Genomic DNA, 18416 nt, shown 5'->3' with positions numbered 1-18416 from the left:
GCATCCAAGCTCAGGGAGGACAAGGATGTATTTGAAGAACGCACTTCGTGCGGCGACGGCACTGACCTTAGTCGCAACGGCCGCGGCCCATGCAGAAACGATCACGATCGCAACCGTCAATAATGGCGACATGATCCGGATGCAGGGCTATACCGACAACTTCACCGAGGCGACCGGTATTGACGTGGAATGGGTGACGCTGGAGGAAAACGTCCTGCGTCAGCGTGTTACTACCGACATCACCACCAAGGGTGGTCAGTTCGATATCATGACCATCGGCATGTACGAAACGCCGATTTGGGGCGCGAATGGCTGGTTGGTTCCTTTGGATGGACTGTCAGAGGAATATGATGTCGGCGATCTGCTTCCTGCGATGGCGGGTGGCCTGAGCCATGAGGGTACGCTGTATGCGGCACCGTTCTATGGCGAAAGCTCGATGATCATGTATCGCACCGACCTGATGGAAAAGGCCGGGATGGAGATGCCTGAGGCGCCAACATGGCAGTTCATCCGCGAGGCGGCGGCTGCGATGACGGACCGTGACAACGATATCAACGGCATCTGCCTGCGTGGCAAGGCGGGTTGGGGTGAAGGCGGTGCCTTTATCACCGTGACCGCGAATTCCTTCGGCGCACGATGGTTTGATGAGGACTGGAAGCCTCAGTTCGACCAGCCTGAGTGGAAAGAGGCGCTGACCTTCTTTGTCGACATGATGAATGAATCAGGCCCTGCCGGCTACGCGACCAACGGTTTCAACGAAAACCTGTCTCTGTTCCAGCAAGGCAAGTGCGGTATGTGGATCGACGCCACCGTTGCGGCGTCCTTCGTGACAAACCCGGATGATTCAACCGTCGCAGACAAGGTCGGGTTTGCACTGGCGCCAAATTCGGAAGGTATCGACAAACGCGCCAACTGGTTGTGGGCCTGGGCACTGGCCATTCCGGCGGGCACCCAAAAAGAGGATGCGGCCAAGCAGTTCATCGAATGGGCAACCTCGAAGGACTACATCGAACTGGTGGCGGAAAACGAAGGTTGGGCCAATGTCCCTCCGGGTGCGCGCAGCTCGCTCTATGAGAACGCCAACTACAAGGACATTCCTTTCGCGCAAATGACGCTGAAGTCGATCCTTGCGGCCGACCCGCAGAACTGTTGTGTCAAACCGACGCCCTATACCGGCATCCAGTTTGTTGCGATCCCCGAGTTCGCTGGTATTGCCACGCAGGTCAGCCAGGAATTCTCGGCGGTTTATGCCGGACAGCAGACCGTAGAAGAAGCGCTTGAAAAGGCGCAGGCCTTTACGGCTGAAGAAATGGAAGCCGCAGGATACTGAGGCTTCCCTCCCGGTGGGGGACAGGTGATCTGTCCCCCGCTCACCACTTCCACAATTCGCGTTTTTCCCGCAGGCTGAGTTGCGCCTGAACAGAGAGGGTTTGCGTTATGGCTACTCAACATTCCCGATCCGTTGCTCGCCTGATGATGGCACCCGCGGTGGTCCTGCTGCTTGGCTGGATGCTCGTGCCGCTGACGATGACGCTGTACTTTTCTTTCAAAAAATATCTGCCTCTGCGGGGGGGTGATCTGGGCTGGGTCGGGTTCGACAACTATGTCCGCTTTGTCTCGTCCAGCACGTTCTGGCCCGCGGTGCAGGCAACGCTGGTCATTGTTGGCGGTGTTCTGATCATCACAGTCGTTCTTGGCATTCTGCTTGCGATGCTGCTGGATCAGCCGATGTGGGGGCAAGGCGTTGTTCGTATCCTTGTCATCGCACCTTTCTTTGTCATGCCGACCGTATCTGCGCTGGTCTGGAAGAACATGTTCATGGATCCCGTGAACGGGTTGCTCGCGCATCTGTGGCGCTTTTTCGGCGCCGAGCCGATCTCGTGGTTGTCCGAGGCGTCGATGACTTCGATCATCATGATCGTTTCGTGGCAATGGCTGCCCTTTGCGACGCTGATCCTGCTGACCGCGATTCAGTCGCTGGACAGTGAACAACTGGAAGCCGCCGAGATGGATGGCGCGCCGCCGTTGAAGCGCTTTTACCACATCATCCTGCCGCATCTGGGCCGTGCGATCACCATTGTGATCCTGATCCAGACTATCTTTCTTTTGTCGATCTTCGCCGAGATCTTCGTGACCACCGGCGGCGCCTTCGGCACCCGTACACTCACCTACCTGATCTTCCAGCGCGTGCTGGAAAGCCAGAATGTCGGCCTTGGATCAGCCGGAGGTGTCTACGCCATCATCCTTGCCAATATCGTTGCGATCTTCCTGATGCGCATCGTCGGCAAGAACCTGGACGCGTGAGGAGATAAGTTCATGGCCCGCTCCGTCACATCCCGCCGTAAATCGCTGAACACTGTCCTTGCATGGGCCGTTGGTCTGCTGATCTTTTTCCCGATCCTCTGGACGATCCTGACCAGCTTCAAAACCGAGGCGCAGGCCATTGCCAGCCCTCCGCTGTTTCTGAACTTCGACTGGACGCTTGAGAATTACGCCATCGTGCAAGAGCGCTCGGATTACATGCGGTTCCTGTGGAACTCGGTCATTCTTGCCGGAGGCTCGACTCTTCTGGGCGTCATCATCGCCGTACCGGCCGCATGGGCGATGGCCTTTGTCCCTTCCAAACGCACAAAGGATATTCTGCTCTGGATGCTGTCCACAAAGATGCTGCCCGCGGTTGGTGTCCTGTATCCGATTTATCTGCTGTTCATTCAACTCGGCCTGTTGGACAGCCGGGGCGGGCTGGTCGTGGTTCTGATGCTGATCAACCTGCCGATCATTGTCTGGATGCTCTACACGTATTTCCGCGAAATTCCCGGAGAGATCTTGGAAGCGGCGCGCATGGACGGCGCGACTTTGAAAGAGGAAATCCTCTATGTCCTGACCCCAATGGCCATTCCCGGCATCGCTTCGACCGTGCTGTTGAACTTCATTCTGGCCTGGAACGAGGCTTTCTGGACGCTCAATCTGACTGCCGTTGATGCTGCACCGCTCACGGCCTTCATCGCCAGTTATTCCAGCCCGGAAGGTTTGTTCTTTGCCAAGCTCAGCGCGGCCTCGACCATGGCGATTGCACCCATCCTGATCCTTGGCTGGTTCAGCCAGAAACAACTTGTCCGCGGCCTGACCTTCGGCGCTGTGAAATAAGGAACACGACTCATGGGACGTATACAACTCAAGTCTGTGACCAAGAAATTTGGCGATGTTGAGGTTATTCCACCCTTGGACCTGACCATTGAAGATGGCGAGTTCACCGTTTTCGTCGGCCCTTCGGGCTGCGGTAAATCCACGCTGCTGCGCCTGATCGCGGGGCTGGAGGATATCACCAGCGGCCACATAGAAATCGATGGCGCAGATGCAACAGATGTGCCGCCCGCCAAACGAGGGCTGGCAATGGTGTTCCAGTCTTACGCGCTTTACCCGCATATGACCGTGCGCAAGAACATCGCATTTCCGCTGCGCATGGCGAAACTGGATCAGGCTGAAATCGACAAGCGTGTTGAGGGCGCGGCAAGCGTTTTGAACCTGACCGACTACCTGGATCGCCGCCCGGGCCAGTTGTCCGGCGGTCAGCGTCAGCGCGTCGCCATTGGTCGGGCCATCGTTCGTGAACCGGCCGCGTTCCTGTTCGATGAGCCGCTTTCAAACCTCGACGCAGCGTTGCGGGTCGGCATGCGGTTGGAGATCAGCGAGCTGCACGAACGCCTCGCGACAACGATGATCTACGTCACCCACGATCAGGTCGAAGCCATGACGATGGCGGACAAGATCGTTGTGCTTCAGGCGGGCGTGATCGAACAGGTTGGCAGCCCGCTGGAACTGTACCGAACGCCACGCAACCTGTTTGTTGCAGGTTTCATTGGTTCGCCCAAGATGAACTTCATCGAAGGGCCAGAAGCAGCAAAGCGCGGCGCCCAAACGATCGGCATTCGACCGGAACACATTGCAGTTTCGGAAACCGAAGGAGAATGGTCCGGGGTCGTCAGCGTCTCGGAACACCTTGGTTCGGACACATTTTTCCATATCCACGAAACCGGATTGGCTGAAACGATTACCGTACGTGCAGACGGCGAGGTTGGTTTCCGCCATGGGGATCGCATTCATCTGACCCCACGCGCCGATGTGATCCACAGATTTGACGCAGACGGTCTGCGGATCGAATGAAACGTCTGACGGGCAAAACCGCCCTGATTACCGGGGCTGCGCGGGGCATTGGATTGGCATTTGCCAAGGCCTATGTGGCAGAGGGCGCGCGAGTCGCCGTCGCCGACATCGACTTCCAGCGCGCGCAGGACGCGGTCGCCGGGATCGGCGCGACGGCTTTCGCTGTCGAGATGGACGTGACCGACCAGCAGAGCATCGATCAGGCCATAGCAATAACCGCGACCCATTTCGGCCCGATCGATATTCTGATCAACAACGCAGCCATCTTCACCGCCGCACCAATCGTCGAGATTGAACGCGCCGACTACAATCGCGTTTTTGACATCAACGTCGCGGGTGCGCTGTTTACGATGCAGGCCGTTGCCAAACATATGATCGAGCACGGAACCAAAGGCCGAATAATCAATATGGCCTCGCAGGCCGGGCGAAGGGGTGAACCTTTGGTCGCTGTCTACTGCGCCAGCAAGGCGGCGATCATATCCCTGACCCAATCGGCGGGGCTGAACCTGATTTCTCATGGGATCAATGTAAACGCGATTGCCCCCGGTGTCGTCGATGGCGAACATTGGGATGGCGTGGACGCCTTTTTTGCAAAGCATGAAGGCAAACTCCTTGGCCAGAAAAAGCGTGAAGTGGCGGCAGCTGTTCCATATGGCCGCATGGGACGCGCGGAAGACCTGACAGGCATGGCGGTTTTTCTGGCCTCTGAAGAGGCCAGGTATATCGTCGCGCAGACTTACAACGTCGACGGTGGAAACTGGATGAGCTGATGGACCCTGTGGCGAACGCAAAATCCCCGACACAGCTGCGGCAAGAGAGCCTCTCTGAGCTGCCATCCACCGTGAAGACCCCGTTGTACAAACGTTCGGATCTGACTCCGGGCATCGTTCATATTGGATTGGGTAATTTCCATCGCGCGCATCAGGCCTGGTATGTTCACCAGCTCATGCAGCAGGGGCTGGCCCATGACTGGGCAATCGTCGGGGCGGGTGTGCGAAGCTATGACGCTGCTATGCGAGAGCGACTGCTTGCACAGGACTGCCTTACAACCCTGATCGAGCTGGGACCAAACGGAATGTCTGCCGAGGTGATTGGTCCAATGATCGATTACCTGCCGATCGAGGAAAACAACACCGCCCTCATCCAGGCGATGGCCGACCCGGCCACCCGGATCGTTTCGCTGACCGTTACCGAAGGTGGGTATTTTCTGGATGCCAACAGCGGTGCATTCGATTCCGATCACGCAGATATCCGTCATGATGCAGAAAATCCCAATCAGCCACGTACGGCCTTCGGCGCGATGGTTGCGGCGCTCAGACGGCGGCGAGCCGAGGGTTCGAAGCCGTTTACGGCGCTCAGCTGCGACAATCTTCAAGGCAACGGAACGATTTTGCGGAACTGTGTTGTGGGATTGGCGCGCATGTCCGACCCGGAACTGGCCAGCTGGATCGACAGGCATGGCGCGTTTCCGAACTCGATGGTGGATTGCATCGTGCCTGCGACGACCGACCAACTGGTATCGCAATGCCACGCCCTTGGCGTCGATGACAGAGCGCCCGTCTCGCATGAAAACTTTCGCCAATGGGTCATCGAGGATGCCTTCTGTGCCGGGCGCCCGGCTCTCGAAAAGGTCGGCGTAACACTGACCCACAACGTTCATGGTTACGAGAAAATGAAGTTGCGCATTTTGAACGGAGGTCATCAACTGCTGGCAAATGTCGGAGAAATACTGAATGTTCCGACGATTGCCGACTGCATGAAGGACCCGGACATCGTGGCATTCCTTGGCAAAGTGCAAGCTGAAGAAATCCTGCCTCATGTCGAAGCCGTTCCCGAAGCAACAGCGCAAGAATACCTTGAGTTGGTTGAGAGGCGATTTTCAAACACTGCGATTCACGATACCACACGCAGGGTCGCGTTCGACGGATCGGCACGACATCCGGGATTTTTGCTGCCGTCGCTGCGCGATGCACTTGCATCAGGTTCTTCTGTAAGTGGGCTCGCGCTTGCCGAAGCGTTCTGGTGCCGGATGTGTGCGGGTGTTCGTGAAGATGGCTCCGAGATCGCTCCTAATGACCCCCAGTGGGAAAGCCTGAACAGCACTGCGCGGGCGTCCAAAACCGAACCTGAGCTTTGGCTGGAGCAGGGTTTCTACAGCGGTGACTTTGGAATCAGTACACAGTTTTCCAACGCCTTTGCCCGCTGGCTGACGCTGATATGGCAACGTGGCAGCCGGGCGGCCATCGCTGAGTATGCCGCCAACGGTTCAACGTAGCAAATCGCTCTCGGCGCTCCGTTCGATCGGTGTCCATGCGGCGCGGTTATTGGGCTTTTGGAACTTTGTCTGACATTGGCGCAAATCGGGGCCTGCAATCTGGCGAAAGTGGCGTGGATGTCATCCTCGGCGACGCTGACCGGTTCATCACTTTGGGCATATCCACACAGCAGAGCCCATCGAACAAGCCCGGGCAGGAATTAGCAAAAGCTTGCGGCGGGATGAAAAGCTTCGAAAACGGGTCTAAAAAAGTGGAACAAAACTGGGCAGAACGCCCAAACCATATTCGGTCGCAGATGCCCGGTTCAGCCAAGGATCGGGGGCTTCTGTTGCACTTATGAGACGGTTCTGCCGTTGAAAGAAAGTGTCATTTGAAACATGGTGTCACCTACTGTTTCAAAAGGATCGGTGCATCGTAGTTTGTCATAAAAAGAACAATTTGAGCGTGCATCCGAGTGCAATCTAATCTTCCGAGGTACAGGGCTGAGCAATGGCTACTACGACTATAATTCCAAGACCTTCCGCTTCTTCGCCGCTCAACTCGATACAAGGCAATATTGCTTTCGGTGATGGGGATCCGTCTACTCCCACTGTTATAAACTACGCGTTTGGCACACAATTCGGAGGCCAACTGGGGCAAGCATGGACAAATGAGTACAAAAACGAGTTCCGCGCGGCGCTAGCAGCAATAGAAGCGGTGGCCAACATAAGTTTTGTCGAAACCAGTGTTGCCAATGCTGACCTTATTGAAGTCATCGCGCCCAGCTCGTTTTTTGACGACCCCTATACGCTCGGCTACCACTATGCGCCGATAAACACCAGTTATACTGGTCCTTTTTATGGCGCTTACAACACCGATTACTGGACCGCTAATTCTGGTCTTAATGGCAACGGCGATCCGGGCGGGTACTTCTTTACTACGTTGGTTCACGAACTGGGGCACGCTCTGGGGCTTGCTCACCCGCACGATACCTTCCTGGGAACAACCGTTATGGATGGTGTCACATCGCCATTTAATTCATTCGGGGCCGGCGACCTGAATCAGGGTGTCTACACGGTGATGTCGTATAATGATGGCTGGACCGAACAGAACGGACTTCTCTCATCCACCGCGATTTATGGAGGTTCAACTGGGCTTGGCGCTTTGGACATTGCCGCGTTGCAGGCAATGTATGGCGCGAATACCACTTACAACACGGGCGACACTACATACATTCTACCTCCGTCAAATGCTCCAGGCACAGGCTATCAGGCTATATGGGACGCCGGCGGAAATGACACCATTTGGAATAATAGCGGGCGCGATGCCTGGATCGACCTGAGGCCAGCGACACTAGACTACAGTGAGACTGGCGGCGGTGTAGTATCACATGCTTCCTCGCTTATTAAGGGTGGCTTCACAATCGCGCATGGCGTTGTAATTGAAAACGCAATTGGCGGAGTGTTCGACGACGTACTGGTGGGGAACACAGCCCAGAATGTATTAAAGGGAGAGTATGGGAACGACCGAATATACTCGGTGTCCGACGGAACCAACAACAACACCATTTATGGCGGCCGGGGGAACGACACCATTTATCTGGCGAACGGTTCCGGCGCCGACCAGGTATTCGGCGGCCGGGGCGACGATTGGGCCATTGTGACCAACAATGCCGGCTCGTTTTCCGGAGGAAGCGGTGCTGACACAGTCCGATTTGTCAGCGCCATCAGCAGCTATCTGTTCATCAAAAACGGCACGAAATACGAATTTATCGATGCCGTGTCGCGCATCACCTTCACGGTGGAAGATGATGTCGAGGCCATTCAGTTCCTGAATGGGTCACAGACATATACTCGTTCGAATATCGAAGCGGCCATGCAGCTTTCGGATATCGAGACGACCGGCACCACGCTGAAACATGCAAGTCAGGGCATTTACGTTCTGGATGCAGGCAGCTCGAACGTGACGCTGGTATTTAATGGTCAGGCTGTTGGTCAAAACACGATCGCCGGCTGGCAGGCCATTCAGGCCGAGGCTTCGGGCGGCGGTTACAAAGTGCTGTGGAAAAACGTGGATGGGACATATGGGGAATGGACCGTCAATGCCAATGGTCAGTTCCTCAGCAGCAGCAGCATCGGCAACGTGGCTGATGTTGAGGCCTTCTATGGCGTTGATTTGAACAATGACGGGCTGACGGGGCATGGTACGGTCACGGTTGAAACCAATGGCTCCACGACGCTCGTTTCGTCAAGTCTGGGTTCGTATTTGATCAATGGCACCATTGAACTGACCCTCAACGGTGCCAAAGCCGGCCCGGGCAGTTTTCCCGGCTGGCAGGCCATTCAGGCCGAGGCTTCGGGCGGCGGTTACAGGGTGCTGTGGAAGAATACGGACGGCACGTTTGGGGAATGGGTGACCGATGCCAGTGGTCGTTTTGTCAGCAGCAGCACCATAGACGACGTTCGGGATGTCGAGGTCTTCTATGGCGCCAACCTGAACAATGATGCACAAATCGGTCATATCACGACAAGCATCGAGTCCAACGGTTCCACGGCGCTGGGATGGTCAACCAATGGCGCATATGTAATCGGCGGCAGCATCGACTTGAAGCTCAACCAGGTTATTGCCGGCCCGAACAGTTTCCCCGGCTGGCAGGCCATTCAGGCCGAGGCTTCGGGCGGCGGTTATCGGGTGTTGTGGAAGAATTCGGATGGGTCCTATGGTGAATGGACCACGAATGCGGCTGGTGAATTCCAGAGCAGTGCAACGATCGACAATGTTGCGGATGTAGAGGTCTTCTATGGCGTTGATCTGAACAATGACGGGTTGACGGGTCATGGAACGATCAACGTTGAATCCAACGGCGGGACAATGCTGGGGGCGTCAACCCGGGGTGAGTATCTGATTGACGGCACCACGACTTTGACATTCAACAACGCCACTGTCGGCCCGAACAGTTTCCCCGGCTGGCAGGCCATCCAGGCCGAGGCTTCGGGCGGCGGCTACCGGGTGCTGTGGAAGAATACGGATGGGTCCTACGGGGAATGGGTCACGGATTCCAATGGTGTATATGTCGGTTCCAACACCATCCCTGACGTTGCGGCAGTCGAAACCTTCTATGGCTTTGATATCGACGGCAGTGGGACAGTAGGAAACGGACTGCCCAAACTCGCTCGAGTTGCGACAGATGATCAGAACACACCGACAGGCGCAGAAAACCTGGGAATGTCTGATTGGGATGAAACGGTCGATTATCTGAAGTTCGCCCCTGATCTTGACGGTCACGAAGACGCAGAAGACGACTACACGCTGGTAAGCTTGCATCAGGCTCAGGACGCGGTGCTCTCTGTTTCCGAAGACCCATTGGCCGCCTTGTTGAGTGGAAACACGGACATCGAGGGCGACGAGCAAAGTCTGACGCATATGCCCCTTTTGGACGAAGACAGCTTTTGGATATAGATGTGCTTTGGCGCTGGCGGCGGCCCGTTCTGTCAAACTGACGGTGCCGTTTCTGGCTCAGTGCGCTGAATAGGCTTGCGATTTCGATCAGCCCCCCGGCCTTCCGGGGCCGCGTTGCCAGCCCTGGAAACGAAACAGCAGGGTGAAAGCAAAAACGCCACCCCAAGCAGGCGGTTCGCCAGGATTTGGGTTGGGCTTTTGCCAGAGCGGAGCCGCGGCAACACAAGCTGCCACCGTCAAAGCACCACCGGAGTTTCCGGGCAAGTCCGGCAACGTCCAAAACCCATAGGGTGCTGCGCGAATTGCCGCCATCGATCACGGTGTTTTTCCAAGCAACGTTACGAGGAGAAACAATCTGTTTGTCCTATTGGCCCTGATCGGTTGTGCGGTCGCGCTCCTGAAGTGCGCGAATGCGCATCCTCTGGCCGGCTTGAATATGTGTTCGCATTTCCATCTCGGCCGCAGCGCTGTCTCGCGATTTGAGGGCTGCCATAATGCGCCTGTGTTCCGCGACTGCGGCATCCGCCCGTTCATTGTCCAACAGTTGCGACGGCCCGAGTATCAGCAGCGCCTTTTGCAATGAAAGCATGGATTTCGCCAGAAACCGGTTCTTGGCTACATCCAGCAGGGTGGCGTGAAACACCCTGTTGATCCGGGCGGCCTCCGGCCCCGTACCTGCCTGGGCAAGTTGGTCGTTCAGCACCTCCAGTTCGTCCAATTCGATATCTGACGCGGCTCGGGCCGCCAGGCGGGCCGCAGTGCCTTCAAGCACGGCACGCATCTCATAAAGCTCCATCACCTCGGCATAACTCAGGCTTCGGACCGTTGCGCCCTGCCTTGGCACATGCGTGACAAGCCCATCCGCCTCAAGCTGCCGGATCGCTTCGCGCACAGGAGTCCGGCTGACGCCCAACCGATTGGACAGGTCAATCTCTCTCAAGCGATCGCCGGGCAAAAGCGCCCCTTCGCGAATCTCGTCCAGCAACCGTTGATACACGGAATTGCCTTGGGGGCCTGGCTGAATTGGGTCGTCCTGAAAGGTCATCATGTTCTTGCTTGCACTTTGTATCCAAGTGAATACAATTGAACACATTGCGGGTCAATGGCAATGGAATGCAGGTTTTGCCCATCTTGAAGGACCACCCTTCCCCCCTTGTGAAAAGGTCGGTGACGTTTGGGATTGCAGCGCTTGGCACAGCGGTCTTCGGGGTATTGGACCTGCCGTTGCCGTTCTTGTTCGGCCCCATGGCAGCTTGCCTGATCGCTGCGCTTGCTCAGGCGCCAATGCAAGGGTTTGGGCAAGTTTCCGTCGCCGCCAGAACGATTCTGGGCGTAGCAGTTGGTGCCTCGATCACGCCGGCACTTTTCGTCGAACTGCCCAAGATGGCCGCATCGATCCTGCTGGTTCCCGTCTTCATAATCCTGATTGCTTTTGTTGGTGTGCCGTTTTTTCGAAAAATCTGGGGGTTTGACGAAAAAACTGCCTTTTACGCAGCGATGCCGGGCGGTTTGCAGGACATGATCATTTTCGGCACCGAGGCCGGAGCCGACCCAAGAACCCTTTCCCTGATCCACGGTACGCGCGTGTTGATCATCGTCACTTTGGCGCCATTGTTTCTGACGCTTTTCTACGATGCGGAACTCACCAATCCCATAGGACAGCCGGCGCGTGAGCTACCTGTTCATGAACTGCTGCTGATGGTTCTGGCGGCTTTCATCGGCTGGAAGGGAGGAGAGAGAATAGGGCTTTTCGGCGCATCCATCCTTGGTCCGATGATTCTAACAGCCGCCTTGTCGCTGGGGGATTTCATCCATTCTCGCCCGCCGCGCGAAGCCGTGCTGGTCGCGCAGTTTTTCATCGGTTGCGCGATTGGAGAAAAATTTGTTGGCGTAACCTGGGGGGAGCTGCGCCGGGTTGTAGCTGCGGGCGTTGCATATGTTGTCGTACTTGCAGTTCTGGCGGCGGGTTTCACTGCCCTTGTCACCTCTGTTGGTTTGGGGCGGCCCGTCGAAGCCTTTCTGGCTTTCGCACCCGGAGGGCAGGCCGAGATGACGGTTCTGGCCATCGTCTCGGGCGCTGATCTGGGCTTTGTAATCAGTCATCACCTGACGCGGATCGTGCTTGTCATCATCGGTGCACCCGTCGCAGCCAACCTGATCTTGCGTTGGTCCGGACCTCGGAGTTAGCCAAATGCTTCTGGCCGCGGCCGCATAGTTTCCATGCGCCGGAACCACCGAGTTCAAAGGTTAAGACATTCTTTGTGGCGTTGGCCGAAAAGTGCTTCTTCCAGCCCGCTGTCTGCGGTTTCTTGCTCAAAAAAACATGTGCAAACTTGGCAATGCTGAACTAACTTTCTAAATGCGGCGATGCCTGTCCGAATGATGTGGATTGTAAACTGTGAAACCTCAACACCGCCTATCAGCGGCCCCTCGCCATGAATTGCGCAACGTGCGTAATCAGGGCATTGCCTTTCTGGCCTTGGCGTTTTTGTTCAGCATCTTCGTCAACCTGCTCATGCTGACAGGTCCGCTGTTCATGCTGCAAGTATATGATCGGGTTCTTGGTTCACGGGCAGTTGAAACTCTGACAGCACTGTTTTTGCTTGTTGCGTTGCTTTATGCGCTGATGGCCATGCTGGACTATGCACGCGGTCGCATCGTTGCCCGCTTTGGTGCACGGTTCCAGTCACAGCTGGATGAACGCGTTTTCGAAGCGACAATGCGTCGGTCTCTGGTGCCCCAGGTGCGATCGGCTCCGGCAACTGCACTGCGGGATCTCGAGGCCATTCGCACCTTGTGCTCTTCGCCCGTGTTGCTTGCAGTAATGGATATTCCGTGGACGCCCGTCTTCCTGGGGGCAATTTTCATTTTTCATCCTCTGCTTGGCTGGTTGGCCGTTGCAAGTGGCGTACTGCTTGTGGTGATTGCTTTGCTCAACCAGGCCCTGACCAGCCGTAAGGTGGCCGAAGCACAATCCGCGGCGGCGCGGGCGAATGCCTTTTCCGAACACGCGAGGCAGGCAGCAGAGGTTGTACGGTCTCAGGGAATGCAGGCGGACGTGACCAAGCGGTGGTTGAACCAGCGTACGGAAGCTTTGCGTCAAAGCATTTCCGCCAGTGACTGGACTGGTAGCTTCACGTCGCTGACGAAATCGCTTCGGCTTTTTCTGCAATCGGCCATGCTGGCTTTGGGCGCGTGGCTGGTACTGCAAAACGAAATGACGCCAGGGGCGATGATTGCGGGCTCGATTCTCTTGGGGCGGGCTTTGGCCCCGGTGGAACAGGCTGTCGGCCAATGGAGTTTGGTCGAACGGGCACGCACGGCCTGGAATTCGCTGAACCGGTTTCTGGACCAGACACCGCCAGAGGAACAGCGGATTCGTTTGCCGATCCCCAAGTCCCAATTGGAAGCCAAATCCCTGACGGTAATCCCTCCGGGTGCCACTGCGCCAACGTTGCGGAACGTTAACCTGAAACTGGAACCGGGAAAGGCGCTTGGTGTGATCGGGAAAAGTGGGTCGGGCAAGACGACCCTGGCCAAGGCTCTGCTTGGGCTTTGGAGACCGGCGGCGGGCGAGATCCGGTTGGGCGGCGCCACGTTGGACCAATACAATCCAAACGACTTGGGCAGCCATATCGGGTACTTGCCACAGCAGGTCACTCTGTTCAACGGAACCGTTGCTGAGAATATTGCACGGATGTCGGAAAACCCGGATTCAGAAGCGGTGGTTGCGGCGGCCAAGAAGGCCAAGGCACATGAACTGATCCTGTCATTGGAAAAAGGTTATGGCACGTTCCTGGAAGGCAATGACAGTCAGTTGTCGGGCGGTCAGAAACAGCGCATTGCGTTGGCCCGTGCGCTGTATGGCGACCCGGTCCTTCTCATTTTGGACGAGCCGAACTCGGCCCTCGACGCAGATGGCACCGAAGCTTTGAACGCAGCCGTGCGCGGCCTCAAGGAAGCGGGAAAGGCCGCCATCATCATGACGCACCGCCCGCAGGCCATTTCGGAATGTGACGATCTTGCTGTTGTGGAAAAAGGCCAGGTCGTAAGGTTCGGCAGCCGCGACGAGGTTCTGAACGCAATGGTCCAGAATGCGGGCGCGATTAAGCGCAAGCTTAGCCCCGTAGGTGAATAATGGCGAAAAAATCAACCAAGAAACCCGTGCCCGTCTGGGGCATCAAAATACCTGCGCTGGTGGGATTTCTTGCCCTTGGCATTCTGGTCGGCGGATTGGGTCTTTGGGCCGTGAAAACGCGGCTGGCCGGGGCGATTGTATCTTCGGGTGTTATCGAAGTTCAAAGCAACCGTCAGGTCGTTGAACATCCTGACGGCGGCGTAGTTGGCGAGATTTTCGTGCGCGACGGTGATACGGTTGCCTCGGGCGATTTGCTTTTGCGGTTGGATGACACGTTTCTGTCGTCGGAACAGACGATTGTAGAATCTCAACTCTTTGATCTGCTGGCCCGCCGTGCCCGGCTTGAGGCCGAACGGGATGGTTTGACATCCGAAGACTTGGCGGAACGCCTGGCCGAGGTTCAAAAAGAGTACAATATTGATCCCGACCTGATTGAGGGACAGCAGAATCTGTTTGATGCCCGGCTGGAAACGCTGTCCAAGCAGGACGAACAACTGCGCAAACAGTTGGTTCAGATAGAAAGCGAGATCGCAGGCACGCAGGCTCAGTTGGTCTCGTTGCGCCGCCAGACCGAGTTGATCGAGGCGGAGTTGAAGGATCAGCAAAGCCTGTTGAGCAGGGGTCTGACACAAAACAGCCGCGTGCTGGCGCTGCAACGCGAAGAAGCCAGCCTGACAGGTGAAATCGGCAAGTTGGAAGCGGCCGTCGCGCGCCTGAAGGGACAGATTGCATCAACCGAGATCAAGATTGTCGAACTGACCGCGACCCGGCGGGAAGAAGCGATCACCACTTTGCGGGACGTTCAGGCGCAGGTGGCAGAACTGTGGGAACGGCGCCTGTCCCTGGCGGAACGACTCGCCAGGCTTGAAATTCGCGCACCTGTCAGCGGAACGGTTTACGGCAGTCAGGTCTTTGCCCTGCAATCGGTCATTCAGCCGGGCGAACCCATGATGTACGTGGTTCCGCAGGACACGCCGCTGTTGGTGGCAACTCGGGTGGATGCGATCCATGTGGATCAGTTGCATGTCGGGCAACCCGTTGCCCTGCGGTTCCCGGCGTTCAATCAACGCGAAACGCCCGAACTCGAAGGACAGGTCAACAACGTCTCGGCGGACACGTTCACGGATGAACAGTCCGGTTTCACCTTTTACCGTGCCGAAGTGGTGCTGAATGACGGCGAGATCGACCGGCTCAACGGCCAGGAACTTTTGCCGGGTATGCCGGTTGAAACACTGATCAAGACCGATGAACGCACGCCGTTGTCCTATCTCGTGAAACCAATGGCGGACTACTTCAACCGCGCGTTTCGCGAATGATGCGGGCGCGGTTATCGCTGGATGACCGCGTTTTCCCATTCAGCCAGAAAACGGCGGCGTTTCAGCCTGTCCAGAAATGTCATGAGGGCCGGGTCCAGCCCAATCGTTTCGCGATCGGTGCCGGTTTCGTGTGTTGCCAAGGGCGGCAAGGTAACGGGGTCGCCTACCCGCTTGGTTTGGTTGGAAATCAGATGTTTTAGAAAAGACGTGGCCGCGTCCGGTTGCGAGGTGCCGTTCAGCACCATGGCCGTGCGCATCATGGTCGTCTGAAAATCCGACGGCAGAATGATTTCCACAGTGTCCTTGCTTCCGGCGCGGGCTTCGGCATAGCTGCCCAGAACGTTGTAAGCCACAGCAATCTCACCTTTGACGAGGTCATCGATCATATCCGCCGAACAACAGTACAGGCGTACGTCCAATCCACCCATCACCTCCATGAGCCGCCAATACGTCTCGGACGCGCGGGCATCCTGCGTTGCGAACAGATACCCCAGACCGGATTGACGGATGTCATAGGTGCCCACACGGCCCCTGAAATCATCGGGACGCAAACGAAGGATTTCGATCAGTTGTTGCCGGGTCTCGGGGATGGGGCCACCGGCAAAGGCCGCGCGGTTAATCACGATTGTCGCCGGTTCCGAGGTGAAAGCAAAAAGGCTTTGATGCCATTGCGCCCAGGATGGCAGCGGTATGTCGTCGATGATGCGCCCGAAACCGTCGTTTGCCAGCTTCAGTTGCAGGTCCATCGCGCTGGATATGACGACATCAAAATCGTCCGGCGCGGCACGGACTATTCGGTCAATATCTGCGGTGCCTGTCACCAGGTATTCGACAGAGATACCGGGGTTTTCTTCGATGAAACCCGCAATCAAGGGTTCGAACAGAAAGGTGTCCGTGCTTGAGATCACGCGTAGATGCGCCTCATCCGCCGAGGCGTTGAAAACCTGCCTGTCCTCCCAGGTTTGGGTGGCAGCAACGACAGGAAGGCTGAAGAAAATCAAAGCGATAAGATAACGCACGCGCCGCCCCCCTGCCGGTTGGTCAATTCCAGTGTGCCACCATGCGCAGAAGCAACGTCCTGAACGATTGTAAGGCCCAGTCCGGATCCGATGGTTCCGCTTGCATTCTTCCCGCGCTCGAAACGGCGCGTCAAAGTGTCGATCTCGTTTGGAGGAAACCCCGGCCCACGGTCTTTGACAATTATCTGAATGCGTGGTTCCGAAACAACCTCGATGCGTACGAAACTGTCGGCAGGCGCATATTTCAGTGCGTTGTCGATCATGTTGCGCACAGCGTTCTGAATAAGAATGGGGTCACCCGAGTAGGAAACCTTTGGATCGCCGCTCAGGGAAAGCGACAAGTCCTTCATTTCGGCGATTGGTGTCAAACGCTGCACCAGATCACGGACCAAAGCATTGAGATCAATGTCTTCGCGCTCCAGATGATCGGCGCGGAACGTGATCATCGCATGATCCAGCAATTGCCCCGCCGCGCGCGAGCTTTCATCAATGGCCCGCACCATTGAGCGTAACGCTTCACGGTTTTCTTCCTTTTCGACCCTCTGCAATGTGGCATCGGCATAAGATCGAACGGTTGCCAAAGGGGTGCGCACCCGGTGGGCCGCCTCGGCGATGAAATCTTCCGATTGGCTCAGTGATTGATCCAGCCGCCCCATCAAAGAGTTCAACGAGGCCACCAAAGGAGCCATTTCGCGGGGTACGGGCTTTTTGAACGGGCTCAGGTCCTGCGGGCCGCGCCGGGTGACAGAGGTGGTAAGCCTGTTCAATTGGCCAATCGTCGACGAGGTGGCCCAGAACGACAGCGCAGCGGCAAGAGCAAAGAACCCGATGCCCAAGATCGCCGCGTTGCGTGAAATCTGGTCCAGAGTTTCCGCAAGGGCGTCCTGCGTTTGGCCCAACGCGACCTCGATGACGGTTTGTTTGTTCAGGCCCACCAGGGTTCGCCGCGCACTGACCTGACGTATGGTTTCACCCCGTATCCGACGGGTTTGAAAGCTCCACTTGCCGTCGAATTGCCCTTTGGCCGGCGGCAGATCTTCATATCCTGACAGAAACGCGCCATCCTGAAAAATCGCGTAAAAAACCCGGTCGTCGGACGGTGTGCTGAGCATGGCGAAGGCTGCATAGGGAATATCAACCTCCAACTGCCCGTCGCGCAAGGCGGCCGCGTCCAGAATCGAGGTGGCTGCCGCCCCCAGGATGTTGTCCTGCCCTTGTTGCGCGACCTGTGCGGCATAGTTGCGAACCGCGATAAACAGAAGAAACGCCAATATCGCGGCACCACCGATCAAAGTCAGGACCAGCCTGTTCCGAAGAGACCCTGAAACATAGGGGTCAGGAGGCATGATCCAGCCTGTATCCAAGACCGCGAAGCGTGGTGATCTTCAGGTCCGACGGTTCAAGATGTTTACGAAGGCGACCAACGTAAACCTCGATGGCATTGTCCGAGACATCGTCATCATAAGAAAAAAGCCGGTCCGTGAGCTTTTGTTTCGAAAACACCTGTCCCGGCGCACTGATGAACAGTTCCAGAAGGCGCAGTTCCCGGTTGCGCAAGGAAACAGTCTCATCCCCAACGGTCAGATGACCTGCCAAAGGGTCAAAGATTATTCCGCCCACTTCGATCGTTGTCCTTGCATTCCCGGATTTGCGGCGCAGAACGGCACGGCAGCGGGCCTCAAGTTCAGCATGATCGAAAGGCTTGGTGACGTAATCATCGGCCCCCAGATCCAACGAGCCGATTCGATCCGAGACCTGGCTGCGTGCTGTCAAAACGATCACGGGGGTGTCCAGATGACCAGCGCGATGCCGTTTGAGAAAGTCGCGCCCGTCCCCATCCGGCAACATGATATCCAACAGAATAAGGTCGTATTCCTGAGTTTCGGCAAAGGCCGTTGCATCATCCAATTTAGACGCATGATCAACCACATGGCCGTCTAACCTCATGCGCGAGCAGATGGCGTTCGCCAGATCAAGATTGTCTTCCACAAGAAGGAATTTCATGGGATTTTTGCTGTTTTTCGTGCGTGACAGGTTGATGTCAGGTTGATGTGTTTTTGTTCCA

Annotated in this window: 14 protein-coding genes; 10 read left to right on the top strand and 4 right to left on the bottom strand. The window is 56.6% G+C overall.

The window, feature by feature from the left end; genetic code table 11:
• Positions 1 to 25: 25 nt before the first annotated feature.
• The 7 genes from NOR97_RS18265 (at position 26) to NOR97_RS18235 (ending at position 9878) form a co-directional block, all read left to right on the top strand.
• Positions 26 to 1330, top strand: a complete 1305-nt coding sequence (locus NOR97_RS18265; RefSeq protein ID WP_257600941.1) for a sugar ABC transporter substrate-binding protein — start codon at positions 26 to 28, stop codon at positions 1328 to 1330.
• Positions 1331 to 1437: 107 nt separating this feature from the next.
• Positions 1438 to 2304 (top strand): carbohydrate ABC transporter permease, encoded by an 867-nt coding sequence (locus tag NOR97_RS18260; RefSeq protein WP_170345412.1) that lies wholly within the window; start codon positions 1438 to 1440, stop codon positions 2302 to 2304.
• Positions 2305 to 2316: 12 nt separating this feature from the next.
• Complete coding sequence (locus NOR97_RS18255; protein ID WP_170345413.1) at positions 2317 to 3147, top strand: carbohydrate ABC transporter permease; 831 nt, start codon at positions 2317 to 2319, stop codon at positions 3145 to 3147.
• Between the two features lie 12 nt (positions 3148 to 3159).
• A complete protein-coding gene (locus tag NOR97_RS18250) occupies positions 3160 to 4164 on the top strand; it encodes an ABC transporter ATP-binding protein (RefSeq protein ID WP_170345414.1) in 1005 nt (334 codons plus the stop codon).
• The gene (locus NOR97_RS18245) at positions 4161 to 4934 is read left to right on the top strand and encodes an L-iditol 2-dehydrogenase (RefSeq protein ID WP_257600939.1); all 774 of its coding nucleotides are present in this window, start codon (positions 4161 to 4163) and stop codon (positions 4932 to 4934) included. The genes NOR97_RS18250 and NOR97_RS18245 overlap by 4 nt, the downstream gene beginning before the upstream one ends.
• The gene (locus tag NOR97_RS18240; protein ID WP_257600938.1) at positions 4934 to 6439 is read left to right on the top strand and encodes a mannitol dehydrogenase family protein; all 1506 of its coding nucleotides are present in this window, start codon (positions 4934 to 4936) and stop codon (positions 6437 to 6439) included. Before NOR97_RS18245 ends, NOR97_RS18240 begins: the two co-directional genes overlap by 1 nt.
• 490 nt (positions 6440 to 6929) lie before the next feature.
• A complete protein-coding gene (locus NOR97_RS18235; protein ID WP_257600937.1) occupies positions 6930 to 9878 on the top strand; it encodes a M10 family metallopeptidase C-terminal domain-containing protein in 2949 nt (982 codons plus the stop codon).
• 364 nt (positions 9879 to 10242) lie between these two features.
• Here NOR97_RS18235 and NOR97_RS18230 read toward each other — a convergent pair whose 3' ends face one another.
• On the bottom strand, positions 10243 to 10926 hold the full coding sequence (locus NOR97_RS18230) for a GntR family transcriptional regulator (protein ID WP_257600936.1): 684 nt from the start codon (positions 10924 to 10926) through the stop codon (positions 10243 to 10245).
• Positions 10927 to 10991: 65 nt separating this feature from the next.
• Between NOR97_RS18230 and NOR97_RS18225 the strand changes: the two genes are divergently transcribed.
• The 3 genes from NOR97_RS18225 (at position 10992) to NOR97_RS18215 (ending at position 15332) form a co-directional block, all read left to right on the top strand.
• A complete protein-coding gene (locus NOR97_RS18225; protein WP_257601392.1) occupies positions 10992 to 12065 on the top strand; it encodes an AbrB family transcriptional regulator in 1074 nt (357 codons plus the stop codon).
• A 253-nt stretch (positions 12066 to 12318) separates the two neighbouring features.
• Positions 12319 to 14016, top strand: a complete 1698-nt coding sequence (locus tag NOR97_RS18220; RefSeq protein WP_170345641.1) for a type I secretion system permease/ATPase — start codon at positions 12319 to 12321, stop codon at positions 14014 to 14016.
• The gene (locus tag NOR97_RS18215) at positions 14016 to 15332 is read left to right on the top strand and encodes an HlyD family type I secretion periplasmic adaptor subunit (RefSeq protein WP_170345419.1); all 1317 of its coding nucleotides are present in this window, start codon (positions 14016 to 14018) and stop codon (positions 15330 to 15332) included. Before NOR97_RS18220 ends, NOR97_RS18215 begins: the two co-directional genes overlap by 1 nt.
• A gap of 11 nt (positions 15333 to 15343) precedes the next feature.
• Here the strand turns inward: NOR97_RS18215 and NOR97_RS18210 are convergent, their stop codons facing one another.
• From NOR97_RS18210 to NOR97_RS18200, 3 genes are read right to left on the bottom strand one after another with little or no spacing between them, the layout of a single operon-like run.
• Positions 15344 to 16351 carry an ABC transporter substrate-binding protein gene (locus NOR97_RS18210; protein WP_257600935.1) on the bottom strand — a complete coding sequence of 336 codons (1008 nt, stop codon included), beginning with the start codon at positions 16349 to 16351 and terminating at the stop codon, positions 15344 to 15346.
• Positions 16330 to 17697 carry a sensor histidine kinase gene (locus NOR97_RS18205; protein WP_170345421.1) on the bottom strand — a complete coding sequence of 456 codons (1368 nt, stop codon included), beginning with the start codon at positions 17695 to 17697 and terminating at the stop codon, positions 16330 to 16332. Before NOR97_RS18205 ends, NOR97_RS18210 begins: the two co-directional genes overlap by 22 nt.
• Entirely contained in the window at positions 17687 to 18355 is a 669-nt protein-coding gene (locus tag NOR97_RS18200; protein ID WP_257600934.1) for a response regulator transcription factor, read from the bottom strand. The genes NOR97_RS18205 and NOR97_RS18200 overlap by 11 nt, the downstream gene beginning before the upstream one ends.
• Between the last annotated feature and the right edge of the window lie 61 nt (positions 18356 to 18416).

The sequence above is a fragment of the Ruegeria sp. YS9 genome (assembly GCF_024628725.1).
Taxonomy (GTDB): Bacteria; Pseudomonadota; Alphaproteobacteria; order Rhodobacterales; family Rhodobacteraceae; genus Ruegeria; species Ruegeria atlantica_C.
Note: the sequence above shows the minus strand (reverse complement) of the source record. Positions and strands in the feature narration are given on the sequence as shown.